We start from the raw sequence: 26490 nt of genomic DNA, 5'->3' as shown, positions 1-26490 counted from the left end.
GAGCACTCTCTACCTACGCACCACGCCGAACCCACACCAAGCCCGGTGGATTCAGGCTCAGCCGCGCGCGGGGCGGCGCATCGGGACGTGCGCGACGCCGTCCCAGTCGTAGGCCGGCCCGACGGGCTCGAAGCCGTAGCCGCGGTAGAAGTCGGCGAGGTGCTCCTGCGCGTCGAGCACGCACTCCCCCGACCCGACCTCGGCGAGCGCGGCCTCGACGAGTCGCCGGCCGAGGCCGCGTCCGCGCACGTCACGAACGGTGCAGAGACGTCCGATGCGATACCCGCCCCCGGGTTCCTTGAGCAGCCGGATGGTGCCCAGCACGGGCTCGGGACTGCCGTGACCCGCCAACCAGTAGTGCCGCGCCCGCGGCTCCAGATCGCGGCCGTCGAGCTCGCCGTAGGCACAGGCCTGCTCGACGACGAACACGTCGACGCGCAGCCTCAGCAGCGCGTACAGGGTGGCGGCGTCGAGGTCGAGTGCCCACGCCCGGCGCACGGTCGCCGCGGTGGCGTCGCCCGGACGGCCGTCGCGGTCGGTCTCACTGCTCACGGCGTCTGCCTACCAGACAACGGGGCCGTCCGCGCCCGGCAGCTAGCCTCGGAACCGTGCGTCATCACGATCTCGTCGTCATCGGCAGCGGCTCCGGCAACAGCATCGTCGACGATCGCTTCGCCGATCTCGACGTCGCGATCATCGAGCACGGCACGTTCGGCGGCACGTGTCTCAACGTCGGCTGCATCCCGACGAAGATGTACGTCTACGCGGCCGACGTGGCCGAGGCCGTCCGGCGGGCGCCCCGCTACGGCGTCGACGCGACGCTCGACGGCGTGCGCTGGGCCGACATCCGCGACCGCGTGTTCGGCCGGATCGACCCGATCGCCCAGGGCGGCAAGGAGTACCGGCTCGACCCGGTGCGCACCCCGAACGTCACGACCTACCTGGGCCACGCCCGCTTCACCGGCGACCGCACGCTCTCGATCACCCCTGTCGACGGCGGCCCGGCGCAGACGGTGACGGCCGACCGGATCGTGGTGGCCGCGGGCGGGCGCCCGCACGTGCCCGACCCGATCCGCGACTCGGGGGTGCCCTACGAGACGTCGGACACCGTCATGCGGCTGGAGAAGCTACCCGAACGGGTGGTCATCCTCGGCGGGGGCTACATCGCCGCCGAGTTCGCGCACGTCTTCTCCGCCTTCGGGGTCGGGGTGACGCTCGTCGCACGCGGCGAGCGCCTGCTGCGCTTCAGCGACGACACCGTCGGGCACGCCTTCACGACGATCGCGCAGGAGCGCTGGGACGTCCGGCTCGGCACGGTGGCCGACGGCGCGCGCCTGCTCGACGGGGGCGGCGTCGAGCTCACGCTCACCGACGGTTCGACGGCCAGCGGCGACCTGCTGCTGGTGGCAACGGGCCGGGTGCCCAACAGCGACCTGCTCGACGTCGCCGCCGGCGGCATCGCGACACACCCCGACGGGCGCGTCGTTGTCGACGAGACCCAGGCCACGACCGCGCCGGGGGTCTGGGCGCTCGGCGACGTCAGCTCGCCGTTCCAGCTCAAGCACGTCGCCAACCACGAGGTGCGGGTCGTGCAGCACAACCTGCTGCACCCCGATGCGCCGCGCCGCTCCGACCATCGATTCGTGCCGTCGGCGGTGTTCACCGAGCCGCAGCTGGCCGGCGTCGGGCTCACCGAGCGACAGGCCCGGGAGCAGGGCCTCGACGTGGTCACCAAGGTCCAGGCCTTCGGCGACGTCGCCTACGGCTGGGCGATGGAGGACACCACCGGCCTCTGCAAGATCGTCGCCGAGCGCACCACCGGCCGCATCCTGGGCGCTCACCTCATGGGCCCGCAGGCCTCGACGCTGATCCAGCCGTTGATCCAGGCGATGACGTTCGGCCTCGACGCCCGCACGATGGCCGTCGGCCAGTACTGGATCCACCCGGCGCTGCCCGAGGTCGTCGAGAACGCGCTGCTGGGCCTGCCGCTCGAGCTCGACGAGGCCTGAGCCCCGCGCGTCCGGGGAAGGCGACCCTTAGCATGGAGATCGATCCGGCCCGGGGCCCGGCGTCGAACCCTGACACCGCCCCGTGGTCCCCCCTGCGGATGTGAGGAAGCCCATGACCGTTGCCGACAGCCCGGCCAGGCCGGCCGAGAGCGACGGGGCCGCCGGCCCCGGCCCGAAGCCGATCCTCGACGGCACCCGCGGACTGCCCCAGCAGATCGGCGTGTACGTGTTCGTCATGGTCCCGCTGCTGGCACTCGTCGCGGCGATCCCGCTGGCTGTCGGGTGGGGGCTGCTCGGCTGGTCGGACGTCGTGATCGGCCTGGTGTTCTACGTCGTCAGCGGGCTGGGCATCACCGTCGGCTACCACCGCTACTTCACCCACGGCTCGTTCAAGGCCAACCGGCCGCTGCGGATCGGGCTGGCCGTCGCGGGCAGCCTCGCGATGCAGGGGCCCGTCATCGACTGGGTGGCCGACCACCGCCGCCACCACGCGTTCTCCGACAAGGAAGGCGATCCGCACTCGCCATGGCTGCACGGCTCGGGCCCGCTCGGGCTGGCGAAGGGCTTCTGGCACTCGCACATGGGCTGGCTCTTCGACCGCGACCAGACCAACGAGGAACGGTTCACCCCCGACCTGCTGGCCGACACCGACATCCGCCGCGTCGACGCGCTGTTCGGGCTCTGGAGCGTGCTGACGCTGCTCGTCCCGGCGGGGCTCGGGGCGCTGGTCACATGGTCGTGGCAGGGCGCGCTGACGGCCCTGTTCTGGGCGGGCCTCGTCCGGGTGGGGCTGCTGCACCACGTCACCTGGTCGATCAACTCGATCTGCCACATGTGGGGCGACCGCCCCTTCGCGGCCCGCGACCGCTCCGCCAACGTCTGGCCCCTGGCCATCGCCTCCTTCGGCGAGTCCTGGCACAACCTGCACCACGCCGACCCGACCTGCGCCCGCCACGGCGTCAAACGCGGCCAGGTCGACATCTCCGCCCGGGTGATCCGGACCTTCGAGAAGCTCGGCTGGGCGACGGCGGTGCGCTGGCCCACCGAGCGCCGGCTGCAGCGGATCGCCCGGGAGGCCTGAGGGCCGCTCAGCTCGCGGCAGCCGGGCGCTCCGGGCCCGGGTCGTACGCCGCGTCGGGAGCCTGCTCGCCGCGCAGGTCGGCGACCAGCTTCGTGATGTCGGTCATGATCGCTGCCGTGGCGGCGTCGAGGTTCGTGCGGGTGCGCGGCTTGCCGACGAACGCCGAGAGGTCCACCGGTGGCCCCGCGACGACACGCACCCGCCTGCGGGGGAACAGCCGCGGCAAGGCCCCCGGCGGCAGCGCCTCCTGGGTGCCCCAGTTCGCCACCGGGATCACCGGGACCCCCGTGACGACGGCGATCCGCCCGATGCCGTTCTTCGCCTTCATCGGCCAACCGTCGGGGTCGGCGGTGTAGGTGCCCTCCGGGTAGAACGCGACGACCTCGCCGCGGTTGAGGGCCTCGACGGCGTCTCGGTAGGCGTCGGTGGCGCGGCTCGTCGCACGGTGGACGGGGATGTGCCTGCCGCCGGCCAGCACCGACCGCACGACCGGCACCTTCCACAGCTCCGACTTGGCCAGGTAGCGCGGCATCCGCCCGTTCGCGACGACGAACGCCGTGTCGAAGATCGGGTCGGCGAACGACACGTGGTTGAGCGCGAGCAGCGCGCCGCCCGAGCGCGGGACGTGCTCGCCGCCCCGGAAGACGATCTTCGGGAGGAACATCGCGAACGGCCAGATCAGCTCGATGCCCAGCCCGTACCAGAACCCCGAGCCCGAGCGGCGTCGCCGCAGGGTGAGCCGCAGCTTCTCCCGGACGGTCAGGGGGCGGTCGGTGTCGGCCATCGCAGGTCCTCCAGGCGCTCCGGGCCCGGGCAGGGGCCCTCGCCCGGCGGGTCGGATCGGTCTTCTCCCCCGATCTTCGCCCATGGTCGACGCGCGGAACGCGCCGCACCGGGTGAGGATTCCACTGTGACGTCCACGCAGGACGGATCCGGCTCCGCCCACGGGCCGAACACCTGGTGCCGCCGCGGCGCGGCACCCGTCGAGCGAGTCCCGGAGGTCTCGTGCCCGATCCGTCCGACGACGAAACCCTCCCGCGGCTGGAGACGTTCGGGCCGGTCCCCACCGCGCCGGACGGCGTCGTCCTCGTCCTGCACGGTGGCCGCTCGGTCAGCCGTGACCCGGCCCGGCGCGGGCTCGCGTACCTCCGGATGCTCCCGTTCGCCCGCGCCGTCGGAACCCCGCGGACGGCGGTCCACCTCCTGCGTTACCGCTACCGCGGGTGGAACGGCCCCGCCCGTGACGCGCTGCACGACGCCGAATGGGCCGTCGCACAGGCCGGTCGCCTGCACCCGGGTGCGCCGATCGTGCTGGTGGGGCACTCGATGGGCGGTCGTGCCGCACTCGGGGCCGCGGGCGGCCGGGACGTCGCCGCGGTCTGCGGACTCGCCCCGTGGCTCGGCGCCGACGACCCCGTAGACCAGCTCGCCGGCCGGTCCGTCCTCATCGCCCACGGCGACCGCGAACGCACGACCGACCCGGCCGAGTCCTACGCCTACGCGGTCCGTGCCGCGGCCGTGACCGACCGGATCTGCCGCTTCGAGGTCCACGGCGACGGCCACGCCATGCTCCGCCGCGCCCGCGACTGGACCTCGCTCGTGCGCCGGTTCGTGCTCGGCGAGCTGGGGATCGAACCGGAGGACCCGGAGATCGCGAACGCCATGCAGGAGCCGCCCCCCGGTGGGCTCGCCAGGGCGCTGAGCAGGACACCGATCGGAGCGGCGAGATGAACCACCCGTACGACGGCGCCCGGCCGACCGTCGCCGTCGTCGGCGCCGGCGTGTCGGGGCTGACGGCCGCGCACGTGCTCCGGCGCTCCCACGACGTCACCCTCTTCGAGGCCGACGACCGCCTCGGCGGCCACGCCCACACCCATGAGCTCGCGGGTTCCGACGGCGCGGTGCGCGGCGTCGACTCCGGGTTCATCGTCCACAACACGCGGACCTACCCGACGCTGCTGCGGCTGTTCGCCGAGCTGGGCGTGACGACACAGGACGCGGACATGTCGATGAGCGTGCGCTGCGACGGCTGCGGCCTGGAGTACGCGGGCGCCCGCCGCGGCCCGGGGCTGTTCCCGCAGGCGTCGAACCTGGCCCGCCCGGCCTACCTGCGGATGCTCGGTGAGGTGGTGCGGTTCCACCGGCATGCCCGGCGGCTGCTCACGACGGCCGACGCCGATGCCGACGCGGTCACTCTCGGCTCGTTCCTCGCGATCGGCGGGTACTCGCGCTACTTCGTCGACCATTTCATGGTCCCGATGGTCGCGGCGGTGTGGTCGGCGGGTGCGGCGGTGTCGTTGCGGTACCCGGCGCGCTACCTGTTCACGTTCCTGGCCCACCACGGGATGCTCGGCATCGGCGGCTCCCCGCAGTGGCGCACCGTGACCGGCGGCTCGCAACGCTACGTCGAGCGCATCGTGAAGAACCTGCACGTGGTCCGCACGGGCACCGCGGTGCGCGCCCTGCGACGCACCGCCGGCGGCGTCGAGGTCCACGACGCGGCCGGCGCGTCCCGGCGATTCGACAAGGTCGTCGTCGCGACGCATCCGGACCAGGCACTCGCCCTGCTCGCCGACCCGACCGCGGACGAGACCGCCGTCCTCGGCGCGTTCTCCTACTCGCACAACGAGACCCGGCTGCACTCCGACGTCACGGTGCTGCCGCGGCGGGCGGGCGCGCGCGCGTCGTGGAACTACCTCAAGCCCACCTGCACCGCCGACGACACCGCGGGGGTCCTCGTCAGCTACGACATGAACCGGCTGCAGCGACTCGACTTCGCCGACCCCTACGTCGTCACGTTGGGCGGCGCCGACCGGATCGACGAGACCCGGGTCATCGCAAAGATGTCCTACGAGCATCCGATCTACACCCCCGAATCGGTTGCCGCGCAGCGGCGCCTACCCGAGCTCACGACCGCCGTCACCGCCTATGCCGGCGCCTACCACGGCTGGGGCTTCCACGAGGACGGCGCCGCGTCGGGCGTGCGGGCCGCCGCCGCGCTCGGGGTGACCTGGTGACCCGCACCGCCCGCCCGGACGCACAGGCCGCGACCGGGACCGTCGTCCCCGCGGTCTACGACGCCAGGGTCCGGCACGTGCGACGGGCCCCGGGAATCGCGAGCGGCCGGTCGTTCGACCACGCTGCGCGCACCTGGCTCGTCGACGTCGACGACCTGCCGGTGCTCCCACGGCCGCTGCGCGCCCTCGCCCGCTTCGAGGCGCGCGACCATCTCGGCGACCCGCGACGAACCATCCGCGAGAACGTCGACGGGTACCTCGCGACCCACGGGATCGACCTCCGGGGCGGCCGGATTCTCATGCTCGCCTGCCCGCGCGTGCTCGGGCACGCCGTGAACCCGCTGTCGGTGTTCTGGTGCCACGACCGCGGCGGCGCACCGGTGTGCGCGATCGCCGAGGTGCACAACACCTACGGCGAGCGGCACTGCTACCTGCTGCGCCCCGACGAGCGCGGGCGCGCGGAGGCCGACAAGGCCTTCTACGTCTCGCCCTTCCTCACCCTCGACGGGCGCTACCGGATGCGGTTGCCCGTCCCCGACGAGCGGTTGGCGATCGCCGTGACCCTCCACCAGGGCCCCGGCGTCGCGTTGGCGGCCACCCTCAGCGGCACCCGGCGTCCGCCCGCGTCCCACGTGCGGAGCCTGCTGCGGCATCCGCTCGCCACCCGGCGGACCTCCGCCCTGATCCGCCGGCACGGCATCGCGCTGTGGCTGCGCGGCCTGCCCGTCGTCCCCCGTCCGTCGCACCCGTCCCAGGAGGGCGTCCAGTGAGCACCGAACCCGTCCACCGCCCGACGCCGGCCGCCCGCGCGCTCCCCCGTCCCCACGAGGGCGTCTGGCCGGGGCTGGCCGAGGTCCCGGTCGCCCCGCTGCGCGCCCGCGTCGCGGAGTCGCTGTTCCGCCGGGCCGTGCGGACGCTCCCGGTGACCGTCGTCATGCCCGACGGGGAGACCCTCGGCACCGGCGGCCCCCGGATGGACATCAGGCGGCCCGACGCGTTCTTCGCGCGGCTCGGCACGTCGTCGAAGGTCGGTTTCGGGGAGGCCTACATGGTCGGCGACTGGACCTCGCCCACGCCCGCCGACCTGCTGACCCCCTTCGCCGCCAGGCTCGCGCAGCTCGTCCCGCCCGCGCTGCAGCGGCTCGGGCGCCGCTGGGTCGAGGCCCGCCGACCCGACGACGAGGTCAACACGCTCGAAGGCGCCCGGCGCAACATCCACCGGCACTACGACCTGTCCAACGACCTGTTCGCGCTGTTCCTCGACGAGACGATGTCGTATTCCGCGGCGTGGTTCCCGCCCGGTGGCGACGACCTCGCGGCGGCCCAGCGGCGCAAGATCGACGGCATCCTCGACATGGCCGGGGTGACCGAGGGGATGCACGTCCTCGAGATCGGCACCGGCTGGGGCGGCCTGGCGGTGCGGGCCGCGCGGCGCGGCGCCCGGGTCACGACGCTGACGATCTCGGCAGAGCAGGCCTCGCTCGCCGAGCGGCGGATCGCCGAGGCCGGCGTCGCCGACCGGGTGCAGGTGCTGCTGCGCGACTACCGCGAGGCGCGGGGCAGCTACGACGCCGTGGTGTCCGTCGAGATGATCGAGGCCGTCGGCGAGCGCTTCTGGCCCACGTACTTCGCGACCCTCGACCGGCTGCTCCGGCCGGGCGGCCGCGTCGGGCTGCAGTCGATCACGATGCCGCACGACCGGCTCATGGTCTCGCGCGGCGACCACACCTGGATCCACAAGTACGTCTTCCCCGGCGGGCTGATCCCGTCGGTCGAGGCGATCGAGGCCAACCTCGCCGCGCACAGCTCGCTGCGGATCGCGCGCCGGCGCAGCCTGGGCCAGGACTACGCGCGGACGCTGGCGCACTGGAACGCCCGCTTCCAGGAGCGCCGGGCATGCGTCGCCGCCCTCGGTTTCGACGAGACCTTCCGCAGGATGTGGGAGTTCTACCTCGCCTACTGCGAAGCCGGCTTCCGGGTCGGCTACCTCGACGTCTTCCAGTTCTCCCTCCACCGCCGGTGAGCGGCGCCACCGGTCCTGGCCGGCAACGCCACCCACGACCCCTCTCGAAGGAGCACACGTGCCGCGTCCCGTCGCACCCCAGCTCGTCGACCTGCTCGAACGCGTCATCGGTGCCGCGCTGCCCATCCGCATCCGCGCGTGGGACGGCAGCGAGGCCGGAGCGGCCGACGACCCCGCCGCGCCCGTCGCCGTGCTGCGGCACCGCCGCGGCCTGCGCCGGCTGCTGTGGGCCCCCGGCGAGCTCGGCCTGGCCCGCGCGTTCGTCGCGGGCGAGCTCGACGTCGAGGGCGACCTCGCCGACGGCCTGTCCCGGTTCTGGGCGCTCGCCCGCGCGCACGGCCTGTCCGGTGTGACGCTCTCGGCCTCCGACCGGATCGCGGCCGCCGCGCTCGCGGCCCGGCTCGGCGCCGTCGGACCGCCGCCCCGGCCCCCGGCCGCGGAGGCGCGCCTGCGGGGCACGATGCACACCCGCCGGCGCGACCGGGCCGCGATCGCGCACCACTACGACCTGTCCAACGAGTTCTACGCGTTCCTGCTCGACCCGCGGATGACCTACTCGTGCGGCTACTGGACACAGGAGCCCGGGCCCGGGTACCGGCTCGTCGACGCCCAACGCGACAAGCTCGACCTCGTCTGCCGCAAGCTCGGCCTCGCGCCCGGGATGCGGCTGCTCGACGTCGGCTGCGGATGGGCGTCGCTGCTGGTCCACGCCGCGCAGCACTACGGCGTCACCGCCGTCGGCGTGACGCTCTCCGCGCGCCAGCGCGACCTCGGCGCCGCCCGCGTCGCCGAGCTGGGCCTGGCGGACCGGATCGAGATCCGGCTGCAGGACTACCGCGGTGTCGACGACCCGCCCTTCGACGCCATCGCGTCGATCGAGATGGGCGAGCACGTCGGGGACGTCAACTACCCGACCTACGCCGCCCAGCTGCACCGGCTGCTGCGCCCGCACGGCCGGCTGCTGCTGCAGCAGATGTCGCGCGGCGCGGCGGGCCGCGACGACAACCCCGGCGGCGGCGCGTTCATGGAACGCTACGTCGCGCCCGACATGTCCATGCGCCCACTGGGCTCGACGCTGAACCTGCTCGAGGCCGCCGGGCTCGAGCTCGCCGACGTCCACTCGCTGCGCGAGCACTACGTGACGACGGTCCGGCCGTGGCTGGACACGTTGCAGGACCGCAAGGCCGAGGCGATCCGGCTCGTCGGCGAGGAGCAGTACCGGGTCTGGCTGCTCTACCTCGCGGGCGCCTCGTCGGCGTTCGCGGAGAACCGCATGGGCGTGCACCAGATGCTGTTCGTCCGGCCGGGCGCCGACGGCACGTCCGGCCTGCCGCGCAGCCGGGCCGCCGTCCTCGGCCCGGACCCGGCACTCGACCGGCTCGCCGCCGACGTGCGGCCGGGTGAGCTCACCGCAACCGTCGCTCCGACACGATGACCGACGTGGGTGCCTTCCCCTGGTCGCAGTTCCTGACCAACCTCTGGGTCACGGCGGTGGCGGTGCTCGTCGTCATGCTCGCGGCACTGGCCGTCGCGGCGCTGCGCGGGGGCCGCCACGACGGGATCGACGTCGTCTGGGGCGCCGGGTTCGCCGTGGTCGCGCTCGTCACGCTGGTCATGTCGGCCGGCGACGGCGAGACCTGGCGCCGATGGCTCACCACCGCGCTGACGGTGGTGTGGGGGCTGCGGCTGGCCTGGCACATCGGCCGTCGCAACCACGGCAAGCCCGAGGACCAGCGCTACGTCGCGCTCATGAGCCGGGCGCCCGGCAACCCGTACGTGTACGCGTTCACCAGGATCTACCTGACCCAGGGTGTGGTCATGTGGGTCGTGTCGCTGCCCGTCCAGCTCGCCCAGTACGGCACCGGCGGCGGCCTGCTCGGCACGGTGACGGCCGTGCTGGGCGTGCTGTCGTGGTGTGTCGGGTTCTTCTTCGAGACCGTCGGTGACGCCCAGCTCGCCCGTTTCACCGCGGACCCGCGCAACAAGGGCACGGTGCTCGACCGCGGGCTGTGGCGGTACACCCGCCATCCCAACTACTTCGGCGACGCCGCGGTCTGGTGGGGGCTGACGCTGCTCGGGCTGCACCAGCTGCCCGGCCTGGTCGGACTCGTGTCCGCCGCGATCATGACCTTCCTACTGGTCAGGGGCACCGGCGCGAAGCTGCTCGAGTCCTCGATCGGCGAGCGGCGTCCCGGCTACGCCGACTACGTCCGGCGCACCAGCGGGTTCATCCCGCGGCCACCACGCGAACCGGCCCGCTCCTGAACCGACCACCCCGCACCGTCCGTCCCTGAGTGGGGCGCCCGGCCCCGCCCGAGCGAGAGGATCCCGATGAAGTCCGGAGACATGGTCGACGAGTTCGAGCTGACCGACGAGACGGGAGCCACCCGCACCCTCTCCGGCCTGCTCGCCGACGGCCCGATCGTGCTGTTCTTCTACCCGATGGCCTCCTCCGGCGGCTGCACGAGGGAGGCCTGCCACTTCCGCGACCTCGCCGCCGAGTTCGCGGAGCTGGGCGCCACGCCCGTCGGCATCTCGGGTGACGACGTCTCCGCGCAGCACACGTTCGCCTCCGCGCACTCGCTGGGCTACCCGCTGCTGTCCGACCCCGGCCACACCGTCGCGAAGCGCTTCGACGCCTACCGGCGCTGGCTGCCCGGCGGGCTGCACACCCGCCGCCGGACGTTCGTCATCGGTACCGACCGGCGCGTCGTCGCCGAGTTCAGCAGCGAGACCAACTTCGACGCCCACGCCGACGAGGCGCTCGCCGCGCTGCGCAGGGTCCGGGCCGCGTGAGTGCACCCGGCCCCGGCACACCGCGGGCTGCGGCGCACCATCCGCCGATGCGTCGCCGCGGTCAGTCGCCGGCGGCGGCCCGCGCCGGGATCGCGGGCAGGCCGTCGAGGCTGTGGGTGTTCTTCGCCTCGCGGTAGGCGCGCATGGACGCGTCGTCCTTGCGGTCGGTCCACGAGTCGAGCAGGTCGCGCTCCCCCAGCAGCTCCATCGTCGGCACCGCGTACCCGCAGGAGTCCGACACCCGCGACACGTCCACCGTCACGACGGCCCGCACGCCGAGCCGGCGTCGCTCGGCGGCCTCGCCGAACGGCGCGAGCGCCTCGTCGAACCCCGGCTCGCCGACCAGCACGACGCGGCCCGTCCCGTGCAGACGGACGATGTCGGGCCGCTCGTCGAACGACACGAACATGACGCAGATCCGGCCGTTCTCCCGCAGGTGCGCGACGGTCTCGGCGCCGCTGCCGGTGAGGTCGGCGTAGGCGAAGGTGTGGTCGTCGAGGACCCGGAACGTGCCCCGCATGCCCTTGACCGAGACGTTGACCATGCCCCCGTCGGACAGCGGTGCCGTCGCGACGAAGAACATGGGCTGCTCGTGGATCCAGTCGGTGATGCGCGCCGTGATGCCCTTGTAGACCTTGGCCACGTCGGGGCTCCTCAGAGAAGGGTGAGGATCTCGGCCCCGTCGCCGGTCACCAGCACGGTGTGCTCGAACTGCGCCGTGCGCTGCCGGTCCTTCGTGACGACGGTCCAGCCGTCGTCCCAGATGTCGTAGTCGACCGTGCCGAGGGTGACCATCGGCTCGATCGTGAAGGTCATGCCCGGCTCGAGGACCGTGTCGACGTCGGGCTGGTCGTAGTGCAGCACCACCAGACCGCTGTGGAACGACCGGCCGATGCCGTGCCCGGTGAAGTCACGGACGACGCCGTAGCCGAACCGGCGGGCGTAGGACTCGATCACCCGGCCGACGACGTTGAGCTCGCGGCCCGGGCGGACGGCCTTGATCGCGCGCATCGTCGCCTCGCGGGTGCGCTCGACGAGGAGCCGGTCCTCCTCGGAGACCTCGCCCGCGAGGAACGTCGCGTTGGTGTCGCCGTGCACGCCGCCGATGAACGCCGTGACGTCGATGTTGACGATGTCGCCGTCCTGGATGACGGTGGAGTCGGGGATGCCGTGGCAGATGACCTCGTTGAGGCTCGTGCAGCACGACTTCGGGAAGCGCCGGTAGCCCAGCGTCGACGGGTAGGCGTCGTGGTCGACGAGGAACTCGTGGACGACCCGGTCGACCTCGTCGGTGGTGACGCCCGGCTTCACGGCCTCGCCGCCCAGCGCGAGCGCCTGCGCCGCGATCCGCCCCGCGACGCGCATCGCCTCGATCACCTCGGGCGTCTGCACCCACGGCTCGGTGCTGCGCGACGGCGCGTCCTTGCCGACGTACTCCGGCCGCGGGATGTGCGCCGGGACCGGACGGGTCGGCGAGACGGTGCCAGGGGTGAGCAGCGTGCGGGCAGGCATGGCGTCCAGCTTAAGCGCTTCGCCCGACCACCCGGCGGCCCCGCGGGCACTCACCCTCCGCCGCGCAGGGTGCGCACGAACGCCGCAACCTCACGTCCTGCCCGGCCCCGGATAGGACGCCCAGGTTGCGCACCAACCACCGGCCGCGACCTCACCGTCCCGGCCAGCCGCCGGAACGACGCTCAGGTTGCGCACGACCATCCGGCAGCGACCTCGCGGCGGCGCACGGGCAGGCGCCGGGACGCCACCTCACGGCTGCGCCCGGGATCGTCGGCGTCCGGGATCGTCGGCTGCCGGGGGATCGGCGGCGCCGGGGTCAGCGGCCGGTGCGGGCGCTGCGGCGGAGGGCGGTGGCCGCGACGAGGGCCGAGACCCCGCGCCAGCCCAGCAGCAGCACGGCGAGTGCGGCCAGCGTGACGAGCGCGAAGGTGAGCGGCAGCCGGCCGAGGAACGCGGCGCGCAGCCCCAGCCCGACGACGACGGTCGCAGCCAGCACGACGACACCGGCGCGGAAGCCCTGCGGGCGCGCCCGCACCCACGGCGTCGCCCAGGCGACGAGCAGCCCCACCAGGAACGGCGCCGTGACGGCGAGGATGCCGACGATGCCGTCGGACTCGTCGTGGCTGGCACGCCCGATCGCCGCGAACACGACGACCGCGACCACGTCGGCCACGGCCGACAGCGCGAACACGCGGGGGAGCCGGATCGTCGTCGCCACGCACCCAGCGTAGGACGCGGACCGCCCGCTCGGGCACACACCCGGGCCGTCGACCGCGGCCGGCTCAGCCCAGCGCCGCCAGGAACCGCTGCGCCACCCCGACCGCCGGCCCCGACGACCCGCCGTCGACGACCAGCACGGCGAAGGCGACGTCGCCCCGGTAGCCGACGAACCAGCCGTGCGCCCGGTTCGCACCGTTCGCGCTGTACTCGGCCGTCCCGGTCTTGCCGAAGACCGCGCCGGAGCGGGCCAGACCGGTCGCCGTCCCCTCGGTCACGACGGCCCGCATCATCGTGCGCAGCTGGTCGAGGACCGGCTGCGGCGGCGGGGCGGTGGCGGCCTTCGGGACGTCGGTCGGCCGGCCGCGAATGAGCTGCGGCACGACGGGCGCGCCCTTCGCGACGGTCGCCGCGACCAGCGCCATCCCGAACGGCGTCGCGATCACGTCGCCCTGCCCGAACCCGTCCTCCGCCCGCTGCACCCGCTCGGCGGCGGGCGGCACCGCGCCGGTGACCGTCGTCAGGCCGGGGACGGTGAAGTCGGCGCCGAACCCGAGCTGCAGCCCCGCCGCGGGCAGCGCGTCGGCGGACAACTGTGCGGCGAGCTGGGAGAACGTGGTGTTGCAGGAGTTGGCGAAGGCCTTGGTGAGCGGGACGGTGCCCAGGTCGAAGCGGTTCTCGTTGGGGACGAGCCGGCCGTCGATCGTCGTGGTGCCCGGGCACGGCTGCGGCGTGGTGGCGGTGACGCCGAGCGTCTCGAGCGCGGCGGTCGCCGTGACGATCTTGAACGTCGATCCCGGCGGGTAACGGCCGGTGAGCGCGATGGCACCCGCGGCGTCGGCAGGGGCGTTCTGCGCGACGGCGAGCACGTCGCCGGTCGACGGCGCGATCGCGACCAGTGCGGCCTGCTGCGGCAGCGTCTCGACGGCGTCCTCGGCCGCGGCCTGGACGGCGTGGTCGAGGGAGAGCGTGACCGTCGAGCCGGGCGTCGCGGGCTGGTCCTGCAGCGTCGCGATCGTCGCGCCGCTGCCGCCGACGACCTGCACCGACCACCCGGCAACGCCGCTGACCTGGGGCGTCACCTCCGTCCGGACCGGGGCGAGGACCTGGCTGCCGAACCCCGCGGACTGGGCGAGCAGCCGGGTCTGGGTCGCGAACCGGACGCCGGGCAGGTCGTGGATCGCGTTCTTGACGGTCAGGTAGTCGGTCTGGCGCAGCACGGCGACGGAGTAGCCCTGGCCCGCGGGCACCCCGGCAGCACCCTCGGCGATCGACTGCGGGGTGATGCCCGGGACGAGCGGGGCCAGCGCGGCCGCGAGCGCCCCGGTGACGGCCCCGAGGTCGCCCGCGGCGGTCCGGTCGAGCAGCACGTTGACCACCGGCGTGGGCGTGAGCAGCGGCGTCCCTCCGCGGTCGACGACGGGCGCCGGTTCGGGGGTGTCGACGACGAGCGCGAGCCGCTGCCCGGCCCCGAGCCTCGGGTGCACGACCGCGGGCGACCAGTGCACGACCCATCCCGCGTCGGTGTCGGGCGCCGCGCGCAGGGTGATCTCGTCGAGGTAGGCGAAGCGGCGGTTCTGCCCGAGGTCCCACGCGACGTCGACCGACGCCGTCGCCGCGTCGCCCGTGCTGCGCACCTGCGCGACGCCCGCCGACAGCCCGGCGGGGGCCAACGACGCGCGCACGGCCGCCAGCAGGGTCTGCGCCGCGGCCGGGTCGTCGGTGAGTGTCGCGGCCGCCGCGTCGTCGCCCCGGGTCCAGGCGTCGAGGTAGGCCTGGACGGCCTTCTGTTCCGAGCTCGGCCCGAACAACGCGCAGCTCGCGCCCACGAGACTGAGCACGAGCACCCCGGCGAGCAGCACGAGCCGGAGGCGGCCCGGGACCCGACGGGGAGCGGTCACGGACCCGAGTATGCCCATGCGTGCCGACATTCCCGGCGATTCCGGGACGACGCGACGGCCCAACGGCACGTTCGGGGGACGCCGCACGCGCCCCGCGAGTTCGGCCCGGCGGTCAGAACAAGACCGTCGCGAAGCTCGCGACCTGCGTGAACCCGATCCGCCCGTACACCGAGCGGGCCACGTGGTTGAACCCGTTGACGTACAGGCTCGAGATGCGGCCCATGGCGGCGAGCCGGTCGGCCACCGCGGCGGTGCCGATCGTGCCGTAGCCGTGCCCGCGCCGCGACGGGTGCACCCACACGCCCTGGATCTGGCCGACCTGCGACGACAGCGCGCCGATCTCGGCCTTGAACACGACCTGCCCGTCCTCGAACCGGGCGAACGCCCGACCGGCGCCGACGAGCTCCGCCACCCGGGCGCGGTACCCCGCGCCGCCGTCGCCCGCCCGGGGATCGACGCCGACCTCCTCGGTGAACATCGCGATCGCGGCGGGCAGGTAGAGGTCGATCTCGTCGGGGCGGACGGGCCGCACCAGCGGGTCCGGCGTCACCGCCGGCGGCCCGGCCAGCACCATCAGCGGCTGGTCGGGACGGACCTCGCGGGCCGGCGCCCACGCCGGAGCGAGGTCGTCCCACAGCGGGAGGACCAGCTCGGCGCGGCCGACGAGCGACGAGCACCCCCTGCCGTGCCGGCGGGCACGGTCGGCGAAGCTGCGCAGCGCGGACCGCTCGCCGCGCAGCGGGACGAGGTTGGCCCCGGAGAAGCAGAGCCCGTCCAGGCGCGGGCCGACGGCCCAGAGCTCGCCGCCGAGGCGCCACGGGTCGAGGCCGGCCACCTCGATGCGCGCGGCGACCATGCAGGCCGCAACGGGATCGGCATCGAGGGCCGCCCGGACGCCGGCGCGGTCACGGTCGTCGAGCAGTCGAGCACCCGCGACTCTGAGCACCCTCCTACGGTGCCACACCTGTGGGCCGATGCCCACGTGAGGGCCGGTTTCGGCTCGGTCTCGGATCACGGCACGCGCCCGGTCCGCCGCGGGCCGCGTCAGCCGACGACGACCTCGGGCTCGCCCTCGCCGGCCATCGTCTCGGCGATCTTCATCGCCTCCTCGATCAGCGTCTCGACGATGGCGTGCTCGGGGACCGTCTTGATGACCTCACCCTTGACGAAGATCTGGCCCTTGCCGTTGCCGGAGGCCACGCCGAGGTCGGCCTCGCGGGCCTCGCCCGGGCCGTTCACGACGCAGCCCATGACCGCGACGCGCAGCGGGACCTCCATGCCCGTCAGGCCGGCGGTGACCTCGTCGGCCAGCTTGTAGACGTCGACCTGGGCGCGCCCGCACGACGGGCAGGACACGATCTCGAGCCGCCGCGGCTTGAGGTTCAGCGACTCCAGGATCTGGCGGCCGACCTTGACCTCGTTGACCGGCGGGGCCGACAGCGAGACCCGGATCGTGTCGCCGATGCCCTGCGAGAGCAGGGCGCCGAACGCGACCGCGGACTTGATCGTGCCCTGGAACTCCGGGCCGGCCTCGGTGACGCCCAGGTGCAGCGGGTAGTCGCACTGCTCGGCGAGCAGCTCGTAGGCACGCACCATCACGACGGGGTCGTTGTGCTTGACCGAGATCTTGACGTCGTGGAAGTCGTGCTCGGCGAACAGGCTCGCCTCCCACAGCGCCGACTCGACCAGCGCCTCCGGGGTGGCCTTGCCGTACTTCTGCAGCAGCCGCTTGTCGAGCGAGCCCGCGTTGACGCCGATGCGGATCGGGATGCCGCGGTCGCGCGCGGCCGCCGCGATCTCCTTGACCTGGTCGTCGAACTTGCGGATGTTGCCCGGGTTCACGCGCACGGCGGCGCAGCCGGCCTCGATCGCGGCGAACACGTACTTCGGCTGGAAGTGGATGTCGGCGATGACGGGGATCTGCGACTTCCGCGCGATCGCCGGCAGCGCGTCGGCGTCGTCCTGGCTGGGGCAGGCGACACGCACGATGTCGCAGCCCGCCGCGGTGAGCTCGGCGATCTGCTGCAGGGTGGCGTTGACGTCCGCGGTGAGGGTGGTGGTCATCGACTGCACGGAGATCGGGTGCTCACTGCCGACGCCGACGGGGCCGACCTGCAGCTGCCGGGTCTTCCGGCGAGGAGCGAGGGTCGGGGCGGGTGCGGCGGGCATGCCCAGGGAGACGCTCACGAGGGCCAGTATCCTCCGCGCCGCCCGCCCGCGCCGCGCGCGTGTCACGCGCCACGCCGATCGGGTCCCGGGCTGCGGCGGACGGGGAACGCGCGGCTGAACGGCCGGTTACGTCCGGCCCTTGCGCTCCTGCGCGTCCTGCAGCGTCGAGGAGTGCGGCAGCCACGTCGCGAGCTCGACGGGCCAGCCGTCCTCGACCAGCACCCGGACGACGGCGGGATCGTCGTCGAGCACCGAGGCGACGGTCCGGGTCTGCGCGAGGTCGCGCAGGACCTCGCGCTTCACCCAGCGGGCGGGCCGGTAGTCGTCGTCCTCGCGCATGTACAGCGGGCCGGTCGGCAGGCCGTGGCGGGCGAGCCAGCGCTCGGTGAGCCGCCGGTTCCGCTCGGGCCGCCCGGTCAGGTAGACGACGTCGTGGTCGACCATGGCCGCCCGCAGCCGGCGGGCACCCTCGTCGAGCAGCGGGTCGCGGTCGGCCGCGGTGAAGAACCGCTCCCAGCGCCCGGTGTCGAGATGGTGCAGGCGGTGGCTGACGTCGGCGAGCACGCCGTCGATGTCGAACACGGCCAGCGGCCGGTCCGGGAGATCCTGTGCCGACACCGCTACTCGAAGGGCCGGATCGGGTTGACGATGTCGGCCGTCAGCGTGAGCAGACTGACCGCCCCACCGATCAGGATGACGACGTAGGTGAGCGGGAGCAGCTTCGTGTAGTCCACCGGCGGCATCGGCACCTTGCCCAGCCGCGAGCGCACCCAGTCCCGGACCCGTTCGTAGAGGTTCACCGCGATGTGCCCGCCGTCGAGCGGGAGCAGCGGCAGCAGGTTGAACACCCCGACGAACAGGTTCAGCACGACCAGCAGCTGGACGAACACCTGCCAGAGCCCGCGCTCGGCGAGGTCGCCGCCGATGACGCTGGCCCCCACGACGCTGACCGGCGTCTCCAGGTCGCGCTGGCCGCCGCCGATCGCGTCGATGAGGCGCGGCACCTTCTCCGGGAACATCAGCAGGCCCTGCCACACCTGCGCGAACATCTGCCCCGTGTAGGAGAACGTCGCCGGGACGGCGCTCAGCGCGTTGTAGTGGAACACCAGCTGCTGGGAGACCCCGATGGCGCCGACCTCGCGCGGCCGGCCGGTCTGCGGGTCGAGCCGCTGGACCTTCGGGATGTCCATGGTCAACGTCAGCCGTTGCCCGTCGCGGTCGACGACGATCGGCGTCGGGCCGCCCGAGGCCTGGATCGCGGCGACCGCGGCGGTCCAGTCGGGCGTCGGCGTCCCCGCGACGGAGACGATCGTGTCGCCGCTGCGCAGGCCGGCGTCGGCGGCGGGCGTGGCCACCCCGGGTCCGCAGGGCTCCAGCGCCGACGGCGACGTCTGGTTGGCGGCGCAGCTGATCTGGCCGGCCACCGGCGTGTCGGACACGTTGGGCAGGCCCGAGGTCAGCGACAGCGCATAGATCAGCACGATGGCGATCAGGAAGTGCGTGATCGAGCCCGCGGACAGCACCACGACCCGCTGCCACGTGGGCTTGCGGAAGAAGGCGCGCGGGCGTTCCTCCTCGGTGACCTCGTCGAGCGCGGTCATCCCGGCGATGTCGCAGAACCCGCCCGCCGGAATCCACTTCATGCCGTACTCGGTCTCGCCGCGACGGAACGAGAAGATCTTCGGGCCGAAGCCGATGAAGTAGCGGCGGACCCGCATGCCGAAGGCCTTGGCCGTGACCATGTGCCCGGCCTCGTGCAGCGCGATGGAGATCGCGATGCCGAGGGCGAACACCACGACGCCGAGCGCGAATGCCACCTGTCAGAGCCCTTCTGAGCCGATCGACACCGCGAGCTCCCGGGCGCGGGCTCGCGCCCAGCCCTCCGCGGCCAGCACGTCGTCCACGGTAGCGGGATCGCCCGACCAGCCGTCGGCCGCCGCCAGCGCCCGCTCCACGACCTCCGTCACACCCAGGTACGACAGCGTCCCGGCGACGAACGCGGCGACCGCCTCCTCGTTGGCCGCGTTGAACACCGCGGGCAGGCAGCCGCCCGTCGTCCCCGCGGCGCGGGCGAGCCGGACCCCGGGGAAGGCGTCGTCGTCGAGCGGCTCGAACGTCCAGGACTGCGCGGCGTCCCACGTGCACGCCGCCGCGGCGCCCGGCACCCGCGCGGGCCAGCCCAGCGCCAGCGCGATCGGCAGCCGCATGTCGGGCGGGCTCGCCTGCGCGATCGTCGAGCCGTCGACGAAGGTGACCATCGAGTGCACGATCGACTGCGGGTGCACGACCACGTCGATGCGGTCGTAGGGCACGTCGAACAGCAGGTGCGCCTCGATCACCTCGAGGCCCTTGTTGACCAGCGTCGCCGAGTTGATCGTGACGACGGGGCCCATGTCCCAGGTCGGGTGCTTGAGCGCCTCGTCGAGCGTGACGTGGGCGAGCTCCTCGCGACGCCGACCGCGGAAGGGCCCGCCCGACGCCGTGAGCACGAGCCGGGCGACCTCGTCGGCCGTCCCGCCGCGCAGGCACTGCGCCAGCGCCGAGTGCTCGGAGTCGACCGGCACGATCTGCCCGGGCTTCGCCGCTCTCGTGACGAGCGGGCCGCCCGCCACCAGCGACTCCTTGTTGGCCAGCGCGAGCGTCTCCCCCGCGTCGAGGGCGGCGAGCGTCGGGCCGAGGCCGCGGGAGCCGGTGATGCCGTTGAGGACGACGTCGGCCGGGGTCGTCGCCGTCAGCTCCGTGGCCGCACCCGGACCGTCGAGCACCTCGACGCCCGGCAGCTCGGCCCGCAGCCGCGCCGCGGCCTCGGGGTCGGCGACCGCGACCCGGCGCACGTGGTGCTCGCGGGCCTGGGCCGCGAGGAGTCCCACGTCGCCCCCGCCCGCGGCGAGCCCCGCGACGGTGAACCGTGCTCCGCCGGGGCCCCTCGCCGCCGTCACGACGTCGAGTGCCTGGGTGCCGATCGAGCCGGTGGAGCCCAGCACGAGCACCGACCGCGGCGCCGTCCCGGCGGCGCCGGGGTGTTCGGACCTGTCGCTCATCGCTCTCCCTCGCTCACCACCACACATCATCCCCGGCGCCGCGTTGTGCGAGGATGTGGCCCGCAGGCACCGCATTCAGGAGGACGGCGTGGCGAGTAGTTCCCGGGAGCTGGAGAAGCGGCCGCAGGTCGACCCGCTCGACGAGCCGTCGGCCGAATGGGGCTGGCACGGGGGCTTCCCGAACGGCGCCCGGGTCGCCGGTGTCGTGGTCGCGATCCTGCTGCCGCTGCTCATGATCGGCCACCCGACCAACTGGACCGAGATCCTCTGGATGTGCATCCCTGCGGCGCTCATCCTGCTCGGTGTGATCGGGGGCACGATCCGCAGGCGCAACGCCTGGCGCCGCTGAGCCCGGGCGGTCCGTCATCGCCGAGCGTTCGAGCCCGGCCGTCGAGCTCGAGGTCGGCGACCGGACGGTCCGCATCTCCAACCCCGACCGGGTCTACTTCCCGGCACGCGGGGAGACCAAGCTCGACCTGGCGAACTACTACATGGCCGTGGGCGAGGGCATCGTCCGCGCCCTGCGCGACCGCCCGTGCATGCTGCACCGCTTCCCGACGGGCGTGACCGGGGAGAAGGTCCACCAGAAGCGGCTCCCCCGCGGCGCGCCCGACTGGGTGCCGACGGTGCGGGTGCACTTCCCCCGCTTCGACCGGCACGCCGACGAGCTGTGCGTCGCCCACGTCGCCGACGTGGTGTGGGCCGTGCAGATGTCCACGGTCGAGTTCCACCCCTGGAACTCGCGCGCCACCGACACCGAGAAGCCCGACGAGTGGCGCATCGACCTCGACCCGATGCCCGAGGCCCGGTTCGACGACGTGCGCCGCGTGGCCGCCGTCGCCCAGGAGGTCCTCGACGAGCTCGGCGCCACCGGCTGGCCCAAGACCTCCGGCGGCTCGGGCATGCACGTCTACGTGCGGATCGAGCCGCGCTGGGGTTTCTCCGACGTCCGGCGCGCCGCCCACGCCTTCGCCCGCGAGGTGGGCCGCCGGGCCGGGGATCTCGTCGATCTGACGTGGTGGCGCAAGGACCGCGACCCGGCGTCGATCTTCGTCGACTACAACCAGAACGCCCGCGACCACACGATCCGCAGCGCCTACTCGGTGCGCGGTGTGCCCGAGGCCGTGGTGTCGACGCCGATCCGCTGGGACGAGGTCGCCGACGTCGATCCGCGCGACTTCACGATCGCGACGGTCCCGGGCCGGTTCGCCGAGCTCGGCGACCTGCACGCGGGCATCGACGACGCGGTGTTCGTGCTCGACGAGCTGCTGGAGTGGGCCGACCGCGACGCCCGCGACACCCCCGACGAGGAGCCCCCGGACCTCGACGAGCTGTGAGTGACTGCGCGCGTCCCGGTGCCGGCCGGCGCGAGTTCCGGTGCCGCGGGGTCAGCCGACGGGCGTCGTCAAGCGTGCGGTTCCCGGCCCGTCGAGCAGCGGCTGGGCGACCGCGCCGCGGCCGGTGACCAGCAACAACAGCGCACCGGCCGGCCCGCGCACCTCGTCGCCGTCGCCCACGGCCCAGTCGGCGTCCGTCGCGACCAGACGCAGCCCCCGCAGGCGTCGCCTCGCCCAGAACGGCCAGCCCATCCGCCACACCCGGTCCAGCCCGGCGACGGTCCCGTCGGGCGGCATCGGGACGCCCCGCCCCAGCGGCAGCGCCACGTCCTGGACGTGCACGATCGTGTCGAACAGCAGGTTGCGCCAGGTGGTGATCGCCGGCCGGCTGCGGTTGTCGGCGTCGGCCCGCAGCCCGGCGACGAGCTCGGCGGTCGGCCGCGCGGCGTAGCGGACGGCCATGTCGTGGTTGAGCCCGTCGAAGTCCCCGCGAGCGCGCAGGCCCTCGTAGAGGATCCGGCCGATTCCCGGCGAGTGCGGGGTCATCGCCAGGTGGGCGGCCACGTCGCGGACCCGCCACCGCTCGCACAGCGACGGCGCCTCCCACTCCTGGGGGGTCAGGTCGTCGAGGAGGTCGGCGAGCGCGCGGCGCTGCTGTGCGATCACGACCCAGGCCTGGTCCTGCTCCACCACGCACCTCCAACTCGTCAGAGAATCTGACCATTAAGTCAGAATCTCGTACTATCGTCAACCCGTGCCGAACGACGCCCTCAACCTGGGTCTGCTGATGTTCATCCCCTACCGCGCCATGGAGGACCGCGTGTTCGACGAGCTGGCGGCGGCGGGGTACGACGACATCACCCGCGCCCAGGGCCGCATCTTCCAACGGATCGCGCCCGGCGGCAGCAGGCTCACCGACCTCGCCCGGCAGAGCAGCGTCACCAAGCAGACCGCGGGCTTCCTCGTCGACCAGCTGGAGGCGGCCGGCTACGTCACCCGCATCCCCGACCCCTCCGACGGACGCGCCCGGCTCGTCGTCGTCGCACCGCGCGGCGCCGCAGCCGTCGCGCGATCGGCCGGTGTCGTCGCCGAGGTGGAACGGGAGTGGACCGCGCACCTCGGCGCCGAGCGCACCGCCGTCCTGCGGGAGCTGCTCACCGACCTGCGCGCGGCCACCGACCCCTACGCCTGAGCGTCTCCCGACGCCTGCGCGGCCTCGGCCGCCTCACGCAGCCGGGCGAACTCCTCGGCCATCGCCGCGCGCGACCAGTGCGCGTTGAGCCCGCTCGGGTTCGGCAGCACCCAGATCCCGGTGTCCCCCAGCGTCCTCTCCTGGGGGCCGACGGCCGCCCTCGGAGCCGCGAACGCGACCCGGTAGGCGGTCACGCCGACGACGGCGAGCCAGCGCGGACGCTCCGCGGCGACGAGCTCGCGCAGCCGCTCGCCCCCGGCACGCAGCTCGTCGTCGGAGAGCTCGTCGGCGCGGGCCGTCGTGCGCGCCACCATGTTCGTGATGCCCAGGCCGAGGCCGCGCAGCTCGTCCTGCTCGGCGGGCCGCAGCAGCCGCGGGGTGAAGCCCGCGTCGTGGAGCACCGGCCAGAACCGGTTGCCCGGGCGCGCGAAGTGGTGCCCGGTGGCCGCCGACACGAGCCCGGGGTTGATGCCGCAGAACAGCACCCGCAGCGGCGGGTCGCCGGGGGCCGGGAGGACGTCGTCGATGGTGCGGTCGCGGGCCGCCGCCAACTCGGCCGCGCTGAACCGTGACGCCATCGTGGACCCCTTTCCCGCTCGATCCTGTCGGAGTAACCCGGCAGGATGGGCCACGTGGACCTGCCCGTGATGCCCCCGGTGAAGCCGATGCTGGCCAAGCCCGTCGCCGCGATTCCCGACGGCAGGCACTACGAGCCGAAGTGGGACGGCTTCCGGTCGATCATCTTCCGCGACGGCGACGAGGTCGAGATCGGCAGCCGCAACGAACGGCCGATGACCCGGTACTTCCCCGAGGTCGTCGAGGCCGTGAAGGCCAACTTCCCGGAGCGCGCGGTGATCGACGGGGAGATCGTCGTCGTCGACCGGGAGCGCAACCGGCTCGACTTCGAGGCCCTGCAGCAGCGCATCCACCCCGCCGACTCACGCGTCCGGCTGCTCGCCGAGCAGACCCCGGCGAGCTTCGTGGCGTTCGACCTGCTCGCCCTCGGCGACGACGACCTCACCGGTTCACGGCTCGACGAGCGCCGCGCGACGTTGGAACGCGTCCTCGGCGACGCGAAACCGCCCGTCCACATCACCCCCGCGACGCAGGACCCGGTGCTGGCCGAGCAGTGGTTCCGCGAGTTCGAGGGCGCGGGGCTCGACGGGTTGATCGCCAAGCCGCTCGACCTCACCTACCAGCCCGACAAGCGGGTCATGGCCAAGATCAAGCACGAGCGCACGTGCGACTGCGTGGTGGCGGGCTACCGCGTCCACAAGTCGGGCCCCGACGCGATCGGCTCGCTGCTGCTCGGCCTCTTCGACGAGCGCGGCGTGCTGGCCTCCGTCGGCGTCGTCGGCGCGTTCCCGATGGCCCGGCGCCGCGCGCTGTTCACGGAGCTGCAGCCGCTCGTCACCGAGTTCGAGGGCCACCCGTGGAACTGGGCCGCCCACGAGCTGGGCGAACGCACCCCGCGCAAGAACGAGGGCAGCCGCTGGAACGCGGGCAAGGACCTGTCGTTCGTGCCGCTGCGTCCCGAGCGGGTCGTCGAGGTGCGCTACGACTACATGGAGGGGCTGCGCTTCCGGCACACCGCGCAGTTCGTCCGCTGGCGCGACGACCGGACGCCCGAGTCGTGCACCTACGAGCAGCTCGAACGGCCGGTCAGCTTCGACCTCGGCGACGTGCTGGGGCTGCCGGACTGACGTCAGCGGTGTGTCGCGGCCAGCTGGCCGCACGCCGCGTCGATCTCCTGGCCGCGGGTGTCCCGGACCGTGCACGCGACGCCGGCGGCCTGCACGCGCCGCACGAACTCGTCCTGCACCGGGCGCGGCGAGGCGTCCCACTCGCTGCCCGGCGTCGGGTTGAGCGGGATCAGGTTGACGTGCACCCGCTTGGTGCCGACGCGCTGCCGCAGCAGCTTCCCGAGCAGGTCGGCGCGCCACGGCTGGTCGTTCACGTCGCGGATCAGGGCGTACTCGATCGACACCCGCCGCCCCGTGGCCTGCGCGTAACGACGGGCCGCGTCGAGCACCTCGCCGACCTTCCACCGGTTGTTCACCGGCACCAGCGTGTCGCGCAGCTCGTCGTCGGGGGTGTGCAGGGAGACCGCCAACGTCACCGGCAGGCCCTCGGCCGCGAGCTTGTCGATCGCCGGGACGAGGCCGACCGTCGACACCGTGATGCCGCGCGGCGAGATGCCCAGTCCGTCGGGAGCCGGGGACGTGATCCGGCGCAACGCCGCCACGACCCGGTTGTAGTTCGCGAGCGGCTCGCCCATCCCCATGAAGACGATGTTCGACAGCCGCATCGGCTCGCCGAGCGCCCCGTCGCGCGCCGCGGCCGCCGCCTGCCGGACCTGGTCGACGATCTCCCCCGTCGACAGGTTGCGCTGCAACCCGCCCTGGCCCGTCGCGCAGAACGGGCAGGCCATGCCGCAGCCCGCCTGGCTGGAGATGCACACCGTCGCCCGGTCCGGGTAGGCCATCAGCACGGACTCGGCCAGCGCCCCGTCGTGCCCCCGCCACAGCATCTTGCGGGTGGCCCCGTCGTCGCACGACTGCTCGGTGACCGGCGTGACCAGCGGCGGAAGCAGGGACGCGAGCGTCTCCCGCGCCGCGGCGGGCAGGTCGGTCATCTCGTCCACGTCGGCGGTGAGGCGGCCGAAGTAGTGCCGGGCCAGCTGGTCGGCACGGAACCCGGGCAGGCCGAGATCGGCCACCGCGGCCTTGCGGTCGGCGGGATCGAGATCGGCGAGGTGACGGGGCGGCAGGCCGCGCCGGGGCGCCTCGAAGACGAGCGGGAGGGAAGTCATGACACTCCCATTGTGCCAGCCCGCAGGTCAGAGGCCCCGGGCCGCCGCCTGCTTCGCGATGACGTCCGGGACGCGCGACGTGAAGTCGTACAGCCGGGCCCACGTGGGCGTGACCGTCAGCACGGCCATGCTGTCGTACAGGGCCCGCACACCCTCCTCGAAGCCGTCCCATGCCTCGAGCCGGACCAGCTTGCGCGCACCGTCGAGGAAGACCTCGGGCACACCGTCGACGATCTCGATCTCGGTCGTCCCGCGCACGAGGAGCATGTGCGGAGGCTGCTCGTTGGTGTCGACGGTCAGCGCCACGGTCGGGTTCGCCCGCAGGGCACGGACCTTCGGTGCCTTCGCGACGGTCGCCATGACCAGCGCCGATCCCGTCCAGGCGTAGCCCATCGGCACGACGCGCGGTGTCCCGTCGAGCGCGGTGTACGCCAGCCGTGCGGGGATCGCCGCCGCCATCAGCTCCTGAGCCAGCGGCTCCTCGAGAACGGCCCGGACCTCGTCGCGCACGATGCTCCCTCCCGGCCGCGCCCCGCGGCGCCGCCTCACCATCAAAGACGGCTCGCGCCCCACGGACTCATCGGTGTAGCGACGATCCTGCGTGGCGGGTCGGGTGTGGGCGGGGGTGCCGCCGCGGCAGCGAGCGGCGCGCGGCGAGCGGCGCTGCGGCGTCGGGCGGCGCGACGGCGAGCGGCGCTGCGGCGTCGGGCGGCGCGGCGGCGAGCGGCACCGGGTGGCGCGGCGTCCAGCGGCGCGGCACGGCGCGGCGTCGGCGTCGGCGTCGGGCGGCGCGACACGGCGCGGCGCGGCGTCGGGCGGCGCGGCACGGCGTCCAGCGGCACGGCGCGGCGCGGCGTCGGGCGGCACGGCGCGGCGTCGGGCG

General features: G+C 73.8%; 28 protein-coding genes. 13 read left to right on the top strand and 15 right to left on the bottom strand.

The genetic code is table 11. The features are described 5' to 3' along the window. Positions 1–57 precede the first annotated feature (57 nt). Positions 58–552, bottom strand: coding sequence for a GNAT family N-acetyltransferase (locus PSD17_RS13460; RefSeq protein WP_013676752.1), 495 nt, complete (start codon positions 550–552; stop codon positions 58–60). Positions 553–608: 56 nt separating this feature from the next. Between PSD17_RS13460 and PSD17_RS13455 the strand changes: the two genes are divergently transcribed. Together PSD17_RS13455 and PSD17_RS13450 are read left to right on the top strand one after the other, a co-directional pair. Continuing rightward, on the top strand, positions 609–2009 hold the full coding sequence (locus PSD17_RS13455; RefSeq protein WP_013676753.1) for a mycothione reductase: 1401 nt from the start codon (positions 609–611) through the stop codon (positions 2007–2009). A 112-nt stretch (positions 2010–2121) separates the two neighbouring features. Next, positions 2122–3090, top strand: a complete 969-nt coding sequence (locus tag PSD17_RS13450) for an acyl-CoA desaturase (protein WP_013676754.1) — start codon at positions 2122–2124, stop codon at positions 3088–3090. A 7-nt stretch (positions 3091–3097) separates the two neighbouring features. Here PSD17_RS13450 and PSD17_RS13445 read toward each other — a convergent pair whose 3' ends face one another. Then, the gene (locus PSD17_RS13445; RefSeq protein WP_013676755.1) at positions 3098–3874 is read right to left on the bottom strand and encodes a lysophospholipid acyltransferase family protein; all 777 of its coding nucleotides are present in this window, start codon (positions 3872–3874) and stop codon (positions 3098–3100) included. A gap of 221 nt (positions 3875–4095) precedes the next feature. Here PSD17_RS13445 and PSD17_RS13440 point away from each other — a divergent pair, with 221 nt between their 5' ends. The 7 genes from PSD17_RS13440 (at position 4096) to PSD17_RS13410 (ending at position 10926) form a co-directional block, all read left to right on the top strand. Next, complete coding sequence (locus PSD17_RS13440) at positions 4096–4821, top strand: alpha/beta fold hydrolase (RefSeq protein WP_339122811.1); 726 nt, start codon at positions 4096–4098, stop codon at positions 4819–4821. After that, complete coding sequence (locus PSD17_RS13435) at positions 4818–6107, top strand: NAD(P)/FAD-dependent oxidoreductase (RefSeq protein ID WP_339122810.1); 1290 nt, start codon at positions 4818–4820, stop codon at positions 6105–6107. Before PSD17_RS13440 ends, PSD17_RS13435 begins: the two co-directional genes overlap by 4 nt. After that, positions 6104–6877, top strand: coding sequence for a DUF1365 domain-containing protein (locus PSD17_RS13430; protein WP_103381088.1), 774 nt, complete (start codon positions 6104–6106; stop codon positions 6875–6877). Before PSD17_RS13435 ends, PSD17_RS13430 begins: the two co-directional genes overlap by 4 nt. Then, entirely contained in the window at positions 6874–8130 is a 1257-nt protein-coding gene (locus tag PSD17_RS13425) for a cyclopropane-fatty-acyl-phospholipid synthase family protein (protein ID WP_339122809.1), read from the top strand. Before PSD17_RS13430 ends, PSD17_RS13425 begins: the two co-directional genes overlap by 4 nt. Positions 8131–8188: 58 nt before the next feature. After that, positions 8189–9565 carry an SAM-dependent methyltransferase gene (locus tag PSD17_RS13420; protein ID WP_013676760.1) on the top strand — a complete coding sequence of 459 codons (1377 nt, stop codon included), beginning with the start codon at positions 8189–8191 and terminating at the stop codon, positions 9563–9565. Next, the gene (locus PSD17_RS13415; RefSeq protein ID WP_339122808.1) at positions 9562–10395 is read left to right on the top strand and encodes a DUF1295 domain-containing protein; all 834 of its coding nucleotides are present in this window, start codon (positions 9562–9564) and stop codon (positions 10393–10395) included. The genes PSD17_RS13420 and PSD17_RS13415 overlap by 4 nt, the downstream gene beginning before the upstream one ends. 66 nt (positions 10396–10461) lie before the next feature. Beyond that, positions 10462–10926, top strand: coding sequence for a peroxiredoxin (locus PSD17_RS13410; RefSeq protein WP_013676762.1), 465 nt, complete (start codon positions 10462–10464; stop codon positions 10924–10926). A gap of 61 nt (positions 10927–10987) precedes the next feature. Here PSD17_RS13410 and PSD17_RS13405 read toward each other — a convergent pair whose 3' ends face one another. The 9 genes from PSD17_RS13405 to dxr all read right to left on the bottom strand — a co-directional run bounded on the left by PSD17_RS13405 (position 10988) and on the right by dxr (position 20266). Then, a complete protein-coding gene (locus PSD17_RS13405) occupies positions 10988–11569 on the bottom strand; it encodes a pyridoxamine 5'-phosphate oxidase family protein (protein ID WP_013676763.1) in 582 nt (193 codons plus the stop codon). Between the two features lie 11 nt (positions 11570–11580). After that, on the bottom strand, positions 11581–12438 hold the full coding sequence (map, locus tag PSD17_RS13400; RefSeq protein WP_041759979.1) for a type I methionyl aminopeptidase: 858 nt from the start codon (positions 12436–12438) through the stop codon (positions 11581–11583). A 316-nt stretch (positions 12439–12754) separates the two neighbouring features. Then, a complete protein-coding gene (locus tag PSD17_RS13395) occupies positions 12755–13156 on the bottom strand; it encodes a DUF3054 family protein (protein ID WP_103381084.1) in 402 nt (133 codons plus the stop codon). 64 nt (positions 13157–13220) lie between these two features. After that, positions 13221–15056 carry a penicillin-binding transpeptidase domain-containing protein gene (locus tag PSD17_RS13390; protein WP_339122807.1) on the bottom strand — a complete coding sequence of 612 codons (1836 nt, stop codon included), beginning with the start codon at positions 15054–15056 and terminating at the stop codon, positions 13221–13223. A 112-nt stretch (positions 15057–15168) separates the two neighbouring features. After that, positions 15169–16002: a GNAT family N-acetyltransferase gene (locus PSD17_RS13385; protein ID WP_339122806.1), complete on the bottom strand. Its 834-nt coding sequence runs from the start codon at positions 16000–16002 to the stop codon at positions 15169–15171. 98 nt (positions 16003–16100) lie between these two features. Further along, the gene (ispG, locus tag PSD17_RS13380; protein WP_013676768.1) at positions 16101–17243 is read right to left on the bottom strand and encodes a flavodoxin-dependent (E)-4-hydroxy-3-methylbut-2-enyl-diphosphate synthase; all 1143 of its coding nucleotides are present in this window, start codon (positions 17241–17243) and stop codon (positions 16101–16103) included. 108 nt (positions 17244–17351) lie between these two features. Then, a complete protein-coding gene (locus tag PSD17_RS13375; protein ID WP_013676769.1) occupies positions 17352–17843 on the bottom strand; it encodes a phosphatase domain-containing protein in 492 nt (163 codons plus the stop codon). A gap of 2 nt (positions 17844–17845) precedes the next feature. Then, positions 17846–19042 carry a M50 family metallopeptidase gene (locus tag PSD17_RS13370; protein ID WP_339122805.1) on the bottom strand — a complete coding sequence of 399 codons (1197 nt, stop codon included), beginning with the start codon at positions 19040–19042 and terminating at the stop codon, positions 17846–17848. 3 nt (positions 19043–19045) lie between these two features. Beyond that, positions 19046–20266, bottom strand: coding sequence for a 1-deoxy-D-xylulose-5-phosphate reductoisomerase (dxr, locus tag PSD17_RS13365; RefSeq protein WP_013676771.1), 1221 nt, complete (start codon positions 20264–20266; stop codon positions 19046–19048). An 88-nt stretch (positions 20267–20354) separates the two neighbouring features. Between dxr and PSD17_RS13360 the strand changes: the two genes are divergently transcribed. Together PSD17_RS13360 and ligD are read left to right on the top strand one after the other, a co-directional pair. Continuing rightward, positions 20355–20615, top strand: coding sequence for a DUF2631 domain-containing protein (locus PSD17_RS13360; RefSeq protein ID WP_013676772.1), 261 nt, complete (start codon positions 20355–20357; stop codon positions 20613–20615). Positions 20616–20631: 16 nt separating this feature from the next. Beyond that, on the top strand, positions 20632–21603 hold the full coding sequence (gene ligD, locus PSD17_RS13355; RefSeq protein ID WP_013676773.1) for a non-homologous end-joining DNA ligase: 972 nt from the start codon (positions 20632–20634) through the stop codon (positions 21601–21603). Between the two features lie 51 nt (positions 21604–21654). On the opposite strand, the gene PSD17_RS13350 is transcribed toward ligD, so the two are convergent. Further along, on the bottom strand, positions 21655–22293 hold the full coding sequence (locus PSD17_RS13350; protein ID WP_339122804.1) for a maleylpyruvate isomerase family mycothiol-dependent enzyme: 639 nt from the start codon (positions 22291–22293) through the stop codon (positions 21655–21657). Between the two features lie 64 nt (positions 22294–22357). Here PSD17_RS13350 and PSD17_RS13345 point away from each other — a divergent pair, with 64 nt between their 5' ends. Beyond that, entirely contained in the window at positions 22358–22795 is a 438-nt protein-coding gene (locus PSD17_RS13345) for a MarR family winged helix-turn-helix transcriptional regulator (RefSeq protein ID WP_103381079.1), read from the top strand. Here PSD17_RS13345 and mug read toward each other — a convergent pair. Beyond that, positions 22786–23373, bottom strand: coding sequence for a G/U mismatch-specific DNA glycosylase (gene mug, locus PSD17_RS13340; RefSeq protein ID WP_103381078.1), 588 nt, complete (start codon positions 23371–23373; stop codon positions 22786–22788). The genes PSD17_RS13345 and mug overlap by 10 nt on opposite strands. A gap of 54 nt (positions 23374–23427) precedes the next feature. Between mug and PSD17_RS13335 the strand changes: the two genes are divergently transcribed. Continuing rightward, positions 23428–24498, top strand: a complete 1071-nt coding sequence (locus PSD17_RS13335; protein WP_339122803.1) for an ATP-dependent DNA ligase — start codon at positions 23428–23430, stop codon at positions 24496–24498. Positions 24499–24500: 2 nt separating this feature from the next. On the opposite strand, the gene rlmN is transcribed toward PSD17_RS13335, so the two are convergent. Together rlmN and PSD17_RS13325 are read right to left on the bottom strand one after the other, a co-directional pair. Then, complete coding sequence (rlmN, locus tag PSD17_RS13330) at positions 24501–25607, bottom strand: 23S rRNA (adenine(2503)-C(2))-methyltransferase RlmN (protein ID WP_339122802.1); 1107 nt, start codon at positions 25605–25607, stop codon at positions 24501–24503. A gap of 27 nt (positions 25608–25634) precedes the next feature. After that, positions 25635–26117: a pyridoxamine 5'-phosphate oxidase family protein gene (locus tag PSD17_RS13325; RefSeq protein ID WP_339122801.1), complete on the bottom strand. Its 483-nt coding sequence runs from the start codon at positions 26115–26117 to the stop codon at positions 25635–25637. Between the last annotated feature and the right edge of the window lie 373 nt (positions 26118–26490).

Source organism: Pseudonocardia sp. D17 (assembly GCF_036984265.1).
GTDB lineage: Bacteria > Actinomycetota > Actinomycetes > Mycobacteriales > Pseudonocardiaceae > Pseudonocardia > Pseudonocardia benzenivorans.
The sequence above is the reverse complement of the archived record's forward strand: the minus strand, read 5'-3'. Positions and strand labels throughout refer to the sequence as shown.

What these genes read in the sequence shown, in the direction of transcription:
- rlmN (WP_339122802.1), bottom strand. Translation starts at nt 25,607, where the DNA reads ATGACTTCCCTCCCGCTCGTCTTCGAGGCGCCCCGGCGCGGCCTGCCG.
- PSD17_RS13410 (WP_013676762.1), top strand. Translation starts at nt 10,462, where the DNA reads ATGAAGTCCGGAGACATGGTCGACGAGTTCGAGCTGACCGACGAGACG.
- PSD17_RS13415 (WP_339122808.1), top strand. Translation starts at nt 9,562, where the DNA reads ATGACCGACGTGGGTGCCTTCCCCTGGTCGCAGTTCCTGACCAACCTC.
- PSD17_RS13445 (WP_013676755.1), bottom strand. Translation starts at nt 3,874, where the DNA reads ATGGCCGACACCGACCGCCCCCTGACCGTCCGGGAGAAGCTGCGGCTC.
- map (WP_041759979.1), bottom strand. Translation starts at nt 12,438, where the DNA reads ATGCCTGCCCGCACGCTGCTCACCCCTGGCACCGTCTCGCCGACCCGT.
- PSD17_RS13435 (WP_339122810.1), top strand. Translation starts at nt 4,818, where the DNA reads ATGAACCACCCGTACGACGGCGCCCGGCCGACCGTCGCCGTCGTCGGC.
- mug (WP_103381078.1), bottom strand. Translation starts at nt 23,373, where the DNA reads ATGGCGTCACGGTTCAGCGCGGCCGAGTTGGCGGCGGCCCGCGACCGC.
- dxr (WP_013676771.1), bottom strand. Translation starts at nt 20,266, where the DNA reads ATGAGCGACAGGTCCGAACACCCCGGCGCCGCCGGGACGGCGCCGCGG.
- PSD17_RS13450 (WP_013676754.1), top strand. Translation starts at nt 2,122, where the DNA reads ATGACCGTTGCCGACAGCCCGGCCAGGCCGGCCGAGAGCGACGGGGCC.